The organism is Streptomyces sp. NPDC050658 (assembly GCF_044457025.1).
Taxonomy (GTDB): Bacteria; Actinomycetota; Actinomycetes; order Streptomycetales; family Streptomycetaceae; genus Streptomyces.
Genome location: NZ_JBITGM010000007.1, coordinates 445,484 through 458,359 on the forward strand (window position 1 = coordinate 445,484; position 12,876 = coordinate 458,359).

The window sequence follows — 12,876 nt, forward strand, 5'->3', positions numbered from 1 at the left end:
GCCACGCCTACACCGAACTCGGCCGGCCACGTGTGCGGTCCGCGGCGTTCCGCACTGCGCCTTGGACCGCGAAGGAGCGCTGACCACCGACTGCTTCCATCCCTCGTTACGCCCATCCGCCGTGCCCGACCGCCCTCTTGGAGGCCCGCCATGCACCAGCCCGCACCTGCCGACCACCACGACGGGACGCCTCATCCCCTTCCTGCGCCCGCGAAGGAGGCCCAGGTCGCCGCTGCCCGCCGGAGGATGGTCACCCCGAGCGCTCCCTCAGCGACCGGGGAGCCCGCATGAGCGATCCGCTCGGCTCAAGCCCCGCCGGCGAGGCACCCGCCGCAGTACCGCGCCCCCGCGAACACACCCTCGGCCTGCCGCCCGCCGCCCTGACGACGGACGTCGACGGCGACATCACGGACGAGCTGAAGGAGGCGTACTGGTCGGTGTACGACGGTGCGGCGGCCAGCGCCGGCGTCGGGCAGATCCTGGGCCGCCTGCCGCGGATCGTGGGCCAAGTCGGCCGTCTCGCCTGGGTGACCGACCGGTGGGCGACCGTGCGGCTGATCGTGATGCAGCTGGGCTCGGCGGCCATGCTGGCCTTCGGCCTGATGGCCACGGTGGGGGTGGTCCGCCATGTCGTGGCCGACGGCCCCACCCCGGACCGGCTCTGGGCCGCCGCCCCACAGCTCGTGGTCGTGGTCGTGATGCTGTCGATGCGGGCGCTCCTGGAGTACGGCGTCTCGGTGGCCCAATCCCGGCTCACCCCCAAGATCCGTACCGCGCTGGAGCGTGAGTTCCTGGAGCTGACCGCCCACGTCCGCCTGGAAGTCGTGGACAACGCCGACTGGCACGACGAGGCGTACCGGGCCCGGGACCGGGGTCTGTTCTACGCCCGGCAGATCGTCGGCCAGATCGTCACCCTGGCGTCCTCGCTGCTGGGCCTGGTGGGCACGGCAGGCGTGCTCACCGTCCTCCACCCCCTGCTGATCGCGCTGCTGCCGCTGTCCGTACTCCCGGTGGGTGCCGCCGCCGTCTCCGCTGCCCGCGCCCGCTTCCACAGCTTCAAACGGTGGAACGCCCTGCAACGCCGCGTGAACGTCTTCTCCTGGCTGCTGCTGGACCGGGACTCGGCCGCGGAACTGCGCTCGGACACCGCGCAGCGCGCGCTCCTTGCCGAGCACCACCGGCTTTCCGAGCACATCGCGGCGGAGGACACCCGGCTCGGTCTCGGCTCCGCCCGGCTGTCCTTGATCGGTCGGGCGGTCGGCGGGATCGGCACCGGCATCACCTACGTCACGCTGTTCGCGATGCTCCTCAACGAATGGCTGCCGCTCGCCGCCGGGGCCGGGGCGGTGCTGGCCATCCAGAACAGCCGCTCGTCGATGACCCAGGCCGTGGAGGTCGCCCACCTCGTCTACGAGCACGCCATGTGGGTCGACGACCTGCTGCGCTTCCAGGACAAGTGCCGCAAGCTGCTGCCCCGGCGTACGGGCGTGACCGCGCCGGCGTCCGTCAAGGAGATCCGACTCCGTGACGTCTCCTACACATACCCGGGATCGGACACCCCCGCGCTGGACGGGGTGTCGATGACGCTGCGGACGGGGACCACGGTCGCCTTCGTCGGCGTCAACGGCTCCGGCAAGAGCACCGCCTCCCGCCTGATCGCGGGCCTGCACGACCCCAGCCAGGGGTCCATCTCCTGGGACGGCCTCGACCTGACGGACATGGACAAGGAGTCCGTGCAGTCCCGCGTCGCGACCGTGCTGCAGGATCCGGTCCACTTCCCCTTCCCCGCGCTGGCGAACATCACGATCTCCCGCGGGACACTGACCGAGGCGGACCCGCGGCGGGCCCTGGCCGCCGCACGGGCCTCCGGCGCCGAGCCCGTCATCGCCTCGTTGCCGGGCACCTGGCGGGCCGTGCTCTCGAAGAGGTTCCGTGACGGGCAGGAGCTGTCGGCCGGCCAGTGGGCGAAGGTCGCGGTCGGCCGCGGCCTGTACAAGGAGGCACCCGTACTTCTCCTGGACGAGCCGACGGCCAGCATGGACCCGCGGGCCGAGCACGCGGTCTACCAGGCGGTGCTGCGGGGCGAGCACCGCACCGACCGCATCACGGTGCTCATCTCCCACCGCCTGGCGTCCGTCGTCGACTGCCACATGATCTACGTCTTCGACCAAGGCCGGATCATCGAATCCGGCACACACCGCGAACTCGTCGAGCTGGGCGGGGAGTACGCCTCCATGTTCGCCCTCCAGGCCGCGGGCTACCTTGCGGACGCCCCCGAGCCGGATGTGCGAGACGGTGCCGGATCCGGGGGCGGCACGTGACGCCCCCGCCCCCGCCCCGGCCGCTCGCCGCCGTCGCGGCCGGGGCGATCGGCTCCCTGTGGGGCGTGTGGTGGGCCCTCCTCGTCGGCGCCCTCTTCCTGATCGCACCTCCGATCCTTCTCCTCCTCTCCCCCGTATAGGCGGTACCTGTCATGACCCCGCACCTTCCCGAGCCCATCCAAGCGGCAGCGTTGATCGTCGACTCCGCCGGCCAGTACCTGCTGCAGCTGCGCGACAACAAACCCGGCCTCATCGCCTGCCCCGGTATGTGGTCCCTGTTCGGTGGCCGACGCGAAGGCGACGAGTCCCTGCACGAGACCATCACCCGAGAGCTCGACGAGGAGATCGGACTGGCCGTCCCGGACCTGGCGCCGTTCACCGTCTCCGCGCGCACCGCGCCCGACGGCACGGCCCAGGAAGCGGTCCAGGTGTTCCTCGGCCACTGGGACGGCGACGCTGCCGCCCTGCCGCTCACCGAGGGCGTCATGTGCCACTGGTTCACGGCCGAGATGACCCGACGGCTCGTGCTGGACCCAGGCGCGGCCGCCGTCATCAACAAGCACCACGACATGTCCGCCCCCGACGCCATCCCGTCGGCCACCGTGTCGCCCAAGCCTCCTGAGCGCTTCGCCGCGCCCATCGACGTGCACGCCGTCCTCGTGCGCCCCGGCACGACCGGGTGGGAGGTCCTGCTCACCCGCCGTGCGGGGAACGTGTACGCCGCGGGGCTGTGGCACATGCCTTCCGGCCACGTCGACGGCGGCCACGAGGACGTCGTCGAGGCCCTCATCCGCGAGGCCGCCGAGGAAACCGGCGTCGCGATCGCCCCTGGCGACGTCCAGATCGCGTCCGTCGTCCACCACCGCAGCCCGAACGGCAACGTCCGTATCGGAGCCTTCGGCGTCGTCCACTCCTGGGTGGGCGAGCCGTACATCCGGGAGCCCCACCTGTGCAGCGAGATGGCCTGGTACGCCCTGGACCGTCTCCCGCCCGACATGGTCGCCTATCCCCGGGCCGGCCTGGACGCGCTGCGCTCCGGACGGCACTTCGCCGTCCACTTCCAGCAGCACGGCGACGAGATCGCCCACGCGCCAGAGGGTCCGGACCGGCTGCGCCTGCCGCCCCAGAGCAGTAGCCAGACGCCGGCCGATCCGCCCACCGAACTCCGTGGGCTCTCCGAACCAGCCCTGGGGACACCGGCATCGCGAATCCACCCGCTCGGGACTCCGCACGAGGCCGAGCAGACCGGCCGCAAGCCCGTGGGAAGCGAGAAGACCCGCCTCATCGTCGTTCGCGGAAACCCGGCATCCGGGAAGTCGTCGGTGGCAGCCGGAATCCGGGACCGGTTCGGCCGGAGTCTGGCTCTCGTCGGGCAGGACGATCTCCGCCGGATCGTGCTGCGCGAGCGGGACCGCCCAGGTGGCGCGAACATCGGCCTGATCGACATGGTGGCCCGGTACGCGCTCGACGCCGGCCACCACGTCGTCGTCGAGGGAATCCTGCCGGCCGACCGCTACGGCGACATGCTCGCCGGCCTGGTCAACGACCACCGCGGCGTCACCCGCTGCTACTACCTCGACATCCCCTACGCCGAAACACTCGCCCGGCACGCCTCGAAAGGCGATGCCGAGTACCTGGCACAGGACACGGAGCGGGAGCTGCGTGACTGGTACCGCGAACGCGACGTCCTGCCTGACGGCATCGAGACGATGATCGGGTCCGCCAGCACCCTCACCGAAACCATCGACCTCATCATGCGAGAGACCGGCCTGGCCGCCTTGGCCGCCACACCTGCTTCTGCTTCCCCCACCACGGAAAGCGCCTGATGCATCCTCGGCCTCCGTTCCACGGAGGCCGATCCGCCCTCAACGACCGCAGGTCATCACCACCCGGCCTCAAGGGGAGCCTCGATGGGATACACGCAGCAGAGCGAATGGCACGACCACTACGCCCGCGGCAAGAAGTTCCGGGCCCTGACCGACTCCGAACGCGCCGTACTGGATACCGCCCTCCGCCCGAAGGGCCCCTCCGTCGCCCTGGACATCGGCTGCGGCCTGGGGGAACTCGCCATCCACTTGGCGGAGATGGGGTACACGGTCGACGCCGTGGACTACGCGGAGTCAGCCGTGGAGTCCGCCGCCGCGCAGGTTCCGGACGGCTCGGACGTACGCTTCCTGCGCCACGACATCGAACACGACGACCTCTCCGGGCTGCCCCATGCCTCGTACGACCTGATCACCTTCCGTCTGAGCTACGCCTTCCTGGGCAACCGGACCTGGCTCCTCAACCGCCTGCGCGACTGTCTGCGCACCGGCGGCACGATCTGCGTCATCACCCCGCTTGCGGACGCCGTCCCCGAAGAGCGGCGTGACATCGCCCTCGACGAGGAGGAAATCGCGCTGGCCACAGCCGGGTGGAAGACGAAGCGGTGCGACGCCGACGACATGACCATGCTGCTGCTCCGGGATCCTTCAACAACTCCGGTGTCCTTCGCCGACAAGCAACGCCCGTCCCCGCATGGGCTCATCGGCGCCGGCGTGGTGGTCACCGACGAGCAGGGCCGTGTGCTGCTCGGCCGATCGGTCCGCGGGGTCTGGGAACTTCCCGGAGGCAAGCCCGCCCCTGGTGAGTCCTTCGAGCAGGCAGCCGTACGGGAGCTGGCGGAGGAGACCGGCCTGGAAGCCTCACCGGATGACGCACAGGTGCTGGCCTTCCTGTTGGACACCGCGTACGACATCCCGCGCCTCACCGCCGCCGTCCGCGTAACGGCTCACCACGGCACACCCACCGTGACCGAACCCGAGCTGTTCCACCGATGGGAATGGCACCGGCCGTCCGACCTCCCCGCCCTGCCCGGCCGACTGTTCACGCCGTCCGCTCACGTACTGGAGACCACGTGGCCCGGACTCCTCGAGGGGCTCCCGCCGGTACACCGCAACCTCGTCAGCCGACGTACGTCCGGGGCTGATTGCCATTCGGGTGAGAGATCACCTGGTGCAGCGAGGCAATGAGCTGGGACGGGCACGCTACGGGAATTCCCCCAAACCATCTGGAACGGAACCCCTTGCGCACTTGGCCGCTCCCTGCCGGCAACAGTCTCCCGCCCCGCCGATCCCGGACCGAGCGATGGACAGGCAATGCACAGGCCCTGCACCTGCACCCCGGGCCCGGCCCCGGCCCCGGCCCCGGCCCCGGCCCCGGCAGGACGTTGCTGATGTGCACTCTGCTCGCCTGGTCCTTGGTCAGCGCCCCTACCTCAGTCGCCCAGGTCGCCGCGCCGGCCAAGTGCATGAACGGACAGCAGGACTCGCGGGGGCGTTCGTCCGTCGACGGCGGCGAGATCGCCTGGGAGGACGAATCGCAGTTCGACGACGCCCGTCGCCACGCCCACCGGGTGTGGTCCCGCAGCGGCCTCAATCGGGTGAAGTTCCCCGCCGATGACGCCGGGCGGATCGCCGACCTGGAATGGTCGGACGTCAACACGACCCGGCCGCCGTGGAAGAACGTCCTCGGACGCTGGAGGGGGGTGCAAGGCACCGACAACCTCCAGCTGAACAAGGGCTATCTGGGTGCCGGAAAGCCATATGGGAACACGCGGTCCCGGCACATGATCGCCGCACACGAACTCGGCCACGCCCTGGGGTTCTGCCACAAAAACCCTTCGGCCTACCGCTCGTTGATGGCCCCGAACACCTTCGACATGCCGTCCAACGGCGCTCCGACGCCACGCGACCGCAAGAACTACCACGCGCTGTGGGGCTGAAAGGCTGACCAATGAGCGAACCTCACCGCCAACTGGCGCTCGCGGCAGCGGGGATGGCGGTCCTGGCCGGTGCCGCCTGGGGCATGTACCGCCTCACCGACGCCGCTCAGTCCGCAGGCCCCGGCGAGGCCGTCACCCTGTACGACACACGGGACGCCAGACAGGTCGCAGGGACCGCCGACGACGTGTTCGCAGGCACCGTCGTGGACCAGACCGGACAGCGCGACATCTCGGGCGTCTTCTCCGACCTGTACGAAGTGCGCGTCACCCAGCCCTTCAAGGGACACCTCCACGGCACCGTCACCGTCAGCCACGAGCAGGGAGCAGACCCACTGTCTCCAGGTGCCTCCTACGTCTTCACGACCGGACAGGTCCCCCAAGAGGCAGGCCACGCGGTCCTCCTGGAGACCAGCCCGGCCCGCTTCACCCGCCTCACCGCACCTGCCGAACCCCACAGCGGGCCGAGCGCGGGGCGGACAGTCGCCGAGTACTGGACCTGGGCCGTGGCCCACGAGATCGACGTGTCCTCCCGGTAGGCCTGGAAGGAGTTGGCGGAGACCGGCTCAGACTGCGCGCCTCGTCGGATGCCGGCGGGATGCGGAGCGCGGTAAATCCCCGCTTTCCATCAGCGTCGCTTTACGGCCATTCAGCGAACCCCGCAGACGAAAAGTTTCGGCCGCGATGGCTGTATATAGCAGGGATGAACGCGGAAAACGCTTGTTGGACAGAGGGGGGACGTCTATCGTTCGGATGCATTGTGGGACGCATCGAGGGAACCTTGAAGGGGACATCGCAAGTCCCCGCTCACGTCGGGGCAGGGGCCATTGTCTCGGTGGTGGCATCGGTGTTCGCATTCGGGGTCACGTTCGGAGTCGTTGCCGTCACAGCCGGATTCTCCGTACCCGCCGCTTTGGTCATGTCTGCGACGACATTCGGCGGGGCCGCGCAGGTCGGTGCCGCCAGTGTGATCGGGACCGGGGGTGGTGTGGCCGGCGCGATATTGGCGGGGGCGTTGCTCAATTTGAGGTATCTGCCGATGGGGATCTCCGCGGCGGGGTCCTATCCGGGGCCGTGGTGGCAACGGGGTGCGCTGGCCCAGCTTCTCGGTGACGAAACCTGGGCCCTGTCCCGGAAGCCCGACGGGGAGCATGATGCACGCCTGTTGATTCTCTCCGGCGCCTCGGTCTATGTCGTGTGGTTTTCCGGCACCGCACTCGGGGCGAGCAGCCTCCAATTCGTTGGCGACTTTTCGCGGTGGGGGCTTGACATGGTGAGTCCCGCGATCTTCTTCGGGTTGCTGTGGAAGCAACTGACCACCCCCCGGACCCGCCTGGCCGCGGTCTGCGCGGTGGTCGTGGCGCTCGGGCTCACGCCGTTCACGCCCGCGGGGGTGCCCATCGCGGTCGCCAGCTGCGTCTGCCTGATGGGGTGGTTCAAGTGAGCTGGGAATGGGTGGTAGTGAGCGCCCTCGGGGTGATCACCATTTTACTCAAAGGCGCAGGTCCGGCACTGCTCGGGCGGTGGGCTCCGGCCGAGCGCGCGCAGCGCGTCCTGGCCCTTGTGGCCCCCACGGTGATTGCCGCGCTGGTCGCGGTCCAGGTGTTCGGCGTCGATCGCCAACTCCGGTTCGACGCACGGCTGATCGGCCTCGGCGCGGCGACGGTGGCTCTGCTGCTGCGCGCTCCGCTGGTCGTCGTGGTGGTCTGCGCGGTGGCCGCGACGGCGCTCGGCAGGGCGTTGGCCGGACAGTTTTCCTGAGTAGATCCACGTGTTGAAGTGTCAACAGGTAAGCATTGACTCGATGTTGCTAGTTTGCTTCAGTAGTGCGTGCTAAAGCGGCCGCTAATGAAAAGCGGATGGCCGCACTCACATCAGATCTGCCACGATCATCAATTCTTGATCTTTACATTAATGGCAACTGTGTGGGCACGGGGGCGTTTTCTGGCCTGGAGTGTGTATTCCTCCTGCCGGTCATCCCTGCCTTGCTGCCCTATTGGCCGTGGCACATTACTGGCGATGAGCCAAGGAGTTACCTGTGACCCTGTACGAAATGGCGTCCGATGTCTCACCGGATCCTGTTGGCACGAAAATTGTCTTCAGTGAGTCGATCTGGGAGACACAGATGGGCTATGCGCGGGGAGTGCGCCGCGGAAACCAGATCTTCATTGCCGGCACCGTCGCCGCGGACGGCAAGGGAGAAGCCCAGGGTGACGACGCCTACGACCAGACCGTATTCATCATTCGCAAGATCCAGCGCTCGCTGCGGGAGTTGGGCGCGGAGCTGACGGATGTAGTGAGCACGGCAACCCACCTCTCCGATTTCCGGCACTTCGACGACTACTCCCGGGCGTTCAAGGAGTTCTTCGGCGAAATCACTCCGGTCAATACAACGGTCCAGGTCGCCCTGGTCCGCCCGGAGCTCGTCGTCGAGATCACGGCGACGGCCGTTGTATCGGACCGGCCGTGACGACGACTCTTCTCGTCCACCCGCCCCGCGGCGGTGTGCAGGGCACGACACGCGTGCCGTACTCCAAGCCCCATATGCAGCGCGCGATCCTGTTCAGCCTCCTGGCGAACGCGCCCAGCATCGTGGTGCACCCCGCATGGTCGTCCGAGACGGAGGGCATGCTCCAGGCGGCGCAGGGGTTCGGCCTCGGCGTCGTCCAGCGCGACGACAACCGGCTCGTCCTGTCGGGAGTCGGGAAGTCCCTCGCCTCACAGGGGGCCAAGCAGCCCGTCCCCGTGGACGGCTCGGCGTTCAACTTCCGCACCATCGCGGCGCTCGCCTGCCTGCACCCCGGCGAGACGGTGATCGAGGCCAACGCGTCCATGGTCAACCGGCCCGTCCTGGAGCATCTGCGCTTCGTCCGGGACCTCGGCGGACGGCTCGACGACCTCAGCGATGCCACACATCTACGGGTGCGGGTGACCGGCAGCCGGCACCTCGGCGGTGAGACGACCGTCGACACCCGGCACAGCTCCCAGGTACTGACCTCGGTCCTGCTCGTCTCGCCGCTCGCCGAGCGCGAGGTCCGCATCCGGTGCGACGCGGCGCAGACCGTGGGGGCCGGGTATGTGGACCTCACCGTGGAGATGATGCGGGAGCACGGGACGGACATCCGGTACGACGACGGGGCGTACACCGTCGGTCCCGGCGCCTACCAGTCGCGTATCTACCACATGGCCTCCGACTTCACCGCGCTGTCCTACCCGGCATGCTCCGTGCTGACCGCGGGCAAAGGCCCCGTCACGCTCGCCGACTACTACCCCTCGGCCCTCGGGCCCGAGGCGGAATTCCTGACGGTGCTGCGCAGGTTGGGCATCGCCACTCACCACGACCCGGTCGAGCGGACCCTGCGCATCGAGCGGACCGGTCCGGAGGGGGCCCACGTCGAGATCGACGGCCGCGACATCCCCACGGTCGTGCCGACCCTCGCCGCGGTCGCGCCGTTCGTCGACGCCGAGGTGACCCTGCGGAACGCGGCGCATGTGAACAACCACAAGAGCCGCCGGGTCGAGGTGATGATCGACGAGCTGCGCCGCATGGGGTGCGCGATCTCCCCGACGTACGACCGTGCGGGCCGGATCGACGGATTCCGTACGTCGGGGCGGCAGGCCCCGAGGGGTGGCGTCGTCCTCAGCGGGCATGGCGATCACCGCATCTTCATGAGCCTGGCCACCGCGGCGCTCGGTGCCAGGCGGGCGACGCTCGTCGAGGGAGCCGAATATCTCCACGCGAGTTATCCCGGCTATCTCCAGTCGCTCGAAGACCTCGGTGTCCGCTGGGAGTGGGACGACCCGGGGCTCGACAGCCGCAGCAGCCGTGCCGGTGTGTGACCGGCCGCACCGACCACGCACGGCCACTCCAACCACGTACGAAACGAAAGGTATACGGGGGCAAGACCGTGGATTTCCTGCAGTACAAGAACGTGCACATCGATCCCGTGGACAAGCTGAGCGGTGTCCTCATCCCGCCGGCGTCCAAGAGCTACTCGGCCAGGGCCGTACTCGCGGCGACCCTGGCCCCCGGCACCAGTCGTATCGACAACGTCGCCAACAGCCACAACGTACGGGCGATGATCGACTGCTGCCAGGCCCTGGGCGCCGAGGCCGTCGCGACCTCCGCCGACGGCGTCGACGGCATCGACCTCACCGGGCCCGAGCGGCTGACCGAGGGTGCCACCCTCTGCCCGGGGAACTCCGGCATCGTCCTGCGGCTGCTCATGGGAGCGACCGCACGGCTGCGCAAGACCACCTTCATGACCCCGTACGTGGAGTCGCTCGGGCGGCGCTCCAACAGCGAGATGGTCGAAGCGCTGCGCGCGCTCGGCGTGCACTGCACCGTGGACGGCGAGGACGGCAGGCTCCCCATCACCCTGGACGGCACGGGCGCGCACGGTGGCCCGGTGAGCGTGTCCGGGCGGCGCAGCTCGCAGTTCCTCAGCGGACTGCTCTTCCTCGGCCCGCTCCTCGACGAGCCCCTCACCGTTCGGGTCCCGGACGAACTCAAGGCCCGTCCCATGGTGTTGACGACCCTGCGCGTCCTGGAGACGGCGGGCGTACGGGTCGAGGCCGACGCCGACCTCATGCGCTACACCACCTACCCCGAGCCCCGCTACCGGCCTGCGCACTACACGGTCGGCAGCGACCCCGCGAGCACCGCGGCGCTGCTCGCCGTGGCCTCCGCCGTCGAGTCCAGCGTCGAACTGCGCCACAACGGCCTGCACGAACTCGGCGGCGTACTGGAGTACTTGGAGCGGATCGGCGTCTCGGTCACCGCCGAGGCGACCACGCTGCGGGTGCGCGGCGGCGGCGATCTCAGGGCCGCCGACTTCGACGGCTCGCTGGCTCCCGACGCGGTGCTGCCGCTGGCCGCCCTCGTCGCGCACGCCGAAGGCACCAGCCGCTTCTCCAACATAGAGCACCTCCGCTACAAGGAGTGCGACCGCATCAGCGACTTCCGGCGTGAGCTGCTGCGCGCGGGAGTCCGTGTCGACGAGGAGCGCGACGCGCTCATCGTGCACGGGTCACCCGCGGGATCACCGGGCGATGTCGTGGTGGAGAGCCATTACGACCACGCCGTCATCATGGCGATGAGCGTGATCGCACTGCGCGGCAGGTCGGGACTGACGATCAAGGATCCGCAGTACGTCGCGCAGACGTACCCCGATTTCTTCGACGACCTGCGGCGTCTGGGCGCCACGGTCACCGCCTAGCAGCCGACGAGAAGGGACGGGGGAACACAGCATGTGCGGAATCGCGGCCATCATCGATCTCGGCTGTGAAGACGAGAGTTCCGAGCGCGTCGCCGCCCGCGAGAGCGCGCTGGTGTCGATGCTCGACCGCATCAGGCACCGCGGCGATCCCGAGAACTTCGGGGAACGCTGGAGCGCATCGGGCGTCGCCCTGGGCACCAACCGGCTCGCGATCGTGGACCGCGCCCACGCCGGCCAGCCGCAGAGCGATGCCACAGGACAGGTACAGCTCGTCTACAACGGCGAGTTGTACGGATTCCACGCGTTGCGCGATGAACTGACTGCTCTCGGGCATGAGTTCAGGACGGAATCGGACACCGAAGTGGTCCTGCGTGCCTATCTGGAGTGGGGCGACGCCTGCGTCGACAGGCTGGACGGGATGTTCGCCTTCGTCGTCTACGACGGCCGCCACCGCCGGTTTCTCGCCGCGCGGGACCACGTCGGCATCAAGCCGCTCTACTACGTGGTGCGAGGCGGCGTGTACCACTTCGCCTCCGAGCAGAAGTGCCTGATCGGGTACGGCTCCGACATCCGCACCCTGCTGCCGGGCACGTATCTGACACCGACCGGCACCACCCGCTACTTCGACCTCGGGGAGCCGGCCGACGGACCGATGGACCCGCGTGAAGCGGTGGCCCGCTACCGGGAGTTGTTCGACGCGGCGGTACGCAAGCAGGTCGACACGGATCTCCCGGTGGCCGTGACGTTCAGCGGGGGAATCGACAGTGCGGCCGTGCTGCGTACGGCGATGAAGTACCACCCGGACGTCACCGCCGTCACCATCGGCTTCCCGGGAGCCGCCGACGTGGAGGTCGCCCGGCGGTACTGCAAGGAGTTCGACGTCCCGCATGTCGTCGAGGAGTTGGACCGCGATGCGCTGATCGACTCCATTCCGGACATCGTGTACGGGGCGGAGTTCTTCGAGCCGATCGACGCGATGGACACCTGTGTCGGCCACTTCGCCTACGTACTCGCCAGGAAGCACGGCTTCAAGCTGGCGCTGTGCGGGGAGGGCAGCGACGAGGTGATGGCCGGGTACGACCTGTTCAGGACGCACCCGGACCCCCGGGAGCTGATGCGCTACCGCGTCGGCAATCTGCATCGCACGGATCTCCAGCGGGTGGACCGCTCCAGCATGCTGAGCTCGATCGAGACCCGCGTCCCGTTCATGGACCGTGAACTGCTCAAGTTCGCCTACTCCGTGCCGATGAGCCTGAAGCTGCGGGACGGCAGGGAGAAGTGGCTGCTGCGGGAGGCGTTCGCCGGCAGCCTGCCCGCGTATGTCGCGCAGCGCCCGAAGGTGCGGATGCCGGACGGCAGCGGGATGCAGAACATCCTCGTGGAGTACGCGCGCAGGGTGGGCGGCAAGCCTTCCGGTACGGGCCCGGACATGCTGACACCTGAGGGTGCCTTCTTCCTTGAGCAGTACCTCGCCGCCGGCTTCCCGCCTCCTGACGAGCGGTTCAAGCGGCCGGGATTCGACTACTCGGCGAACGGCTACTTCGAGTTCGTCTCCTGACGGCTTCACGACCGACTC

The 12,876-nt window shown here is 68.9% G+C and carries 12 protein-coding genes and 1 pseudogene; all 13 read left to right on the plus strand.

Annotation, left to right across the window (positions count from 1 at the left end):
• Window positions 1–287: 287 nt before the first annotated feature.
• Entirely contained in the window at window positions 288–2,321 is a 2,034-nt protein-coding gene (locus tag ACIBKX_RS25875) for an ABC transporter ATP-binding protein (protein WP_363276446.1), read from the plus strand.
• Window positions 2,318–2,461, plus strand: a complete 144-nt coding sequence (locus ACIBKX_RS25880; protein ID WP_363276445.1) for a hypothetical protein — start codon at window positions 2,318–2,320, stop codon at window positions 2,459–2,461. Before ACIBKX_RS25875 ends, ACIBKX_RS25880 begins: the two co-directional genes overlap by 4 nt.
• Before the next feature lie 12 nt (window positions 2,462–2,473).
• A pseudogene (locus ACIBKX_RS25885) lies at window positions 2,474–3,310 on the plus strand (NUDIX domain-containing protein); the annotation flags it as partial.
• 270 nt (window positions 3,311–3,580) lie between these two features.
• Window positions 3,581–4,147 carry an AAA family ATPase gene (locus tag ACIBKX_RS25890; protein WP_363276492.1) on the plus strand — a complete coding sequence of 189 codons (567 nt, stop codon included), beginning with the start codon at window positions 3,581–3,583 and terminating at the stop codon, window positions 4,145–4,147.
• An 84-nt stretch (window positions 4,148–4,231) separates the two neighbouring features.
• Window positions 4,232–5,332: a bifunctional class I SAM-dependent methyltransferase/NUDIX hydrolase gene (locus ACIBKX_RS25895; protein WP_363276444.1), complete on the plus strand. Its 1,101-nt coding sequence runs from the start codon at window positions 4,232–4,234 to the stop codon at window positions 5,330–5,332.
• A gap of 203 nt (window positions 5,333–5,535) precedes the next feature.
• On the plus strand, window positions 5,536–6,084 hold the full coding sequence (locus ACIBKX_RS25900; RefSeq protein WP_363276443.1) for a hypothetical protein: 549 nt from the start codon (window positions 5,536–5,538) through the stop codon (window positions 6,082–6,084).
• 11 nt (window positions 6,085–6,095) lie between these two features.
• Window positions 6,096–6,620, plus strand: a complete 525-nt coding sequence (locus tag ACIBKX_RS25905) for a hypothetical protein (protein ID WP_363276442.1) — start codon at window positions 6,096–6,098, stop codon at window positions 6,618–6,620.
• Window positions 6,621–6,919: 299 nt separating this feature from the next.
• Entirely contained in the window at window positions 6,920–7,525 is a 606-nt protein-coding gene (locus ACIBKX_RS25910; RefSeq protein ID WP_363276441.1) for an AzlC family ABC transporter permease, read from the plus strand.
• Window positions 7,522–7,842, plus strand: coding sequence for an AzlD domain-containing protein (locus ACIBKX_RS25915; RefSeq protein ID WP_363276440.1), 321 nt, complete (start codon window positions 7,522–7,524; stop codon window positions 7,840–7,842). The genes ACIBKX_RS25910 and ACIBKX_RS25915 overlap by 4 nt, the downstream gene beginning before the upstream one ends.
• Before the next feature lie 277 nt (window positions 7,843–8,119).
• Window positions 8,120–8,551, plus strand: a complete 432-nt coding sequence (locus ACIBKX_RS25920; protein WP_363276439.1) for a RidA family protein — start codon at window positions 8,120–8,122, stop codon at window positions 8,549–8,551.
• Window positions 8,548–9,921 (plus strand): hypothetical protein, encoded by a 1,374-nt coding sequence (locus ACIBKX_RS25925; protein WP_363276438.1) that lies wholly within the window; start codon window positions 8,548–8,550, stop codon window positions 9,919–9,921. The genes ACIBKX_RS25920 and ACIBKX_RS25925 overlap by 4 nt, the downstream gene beginning before the upstream one ends.
• Before the next feature lie 68 nt (window positions 9,922–9,989).
• Window positions 9,990–11,300: a 3-phosphoshikimate 1-carboxyvinyltransferase gene (gene aroA / locus ACIBKX_RS25930; protein ID WP_363276437.1), complete on the plus strand. Its 1,311-nt coding sequence runs from the start codon at window positions 9,990–9,992 to the stop codon at window positions 11,298–11,300.
• 31 nt (window positions 11,301–11,331) lie between these two features.
• Window positions 11,332–12,858, plus strand: a complete 1,527-nt coding sequence (locus tag ACIBKX_RS25935) for an asparagine synthase-related protein (RefSeq protein ID WP_363276436.1) — start codon at window positions 11,332–11,334, stop codon at window positions 12,856–12,858.
• Window positions 12,859–12,876: the final 18 nt, after the last annotated feature.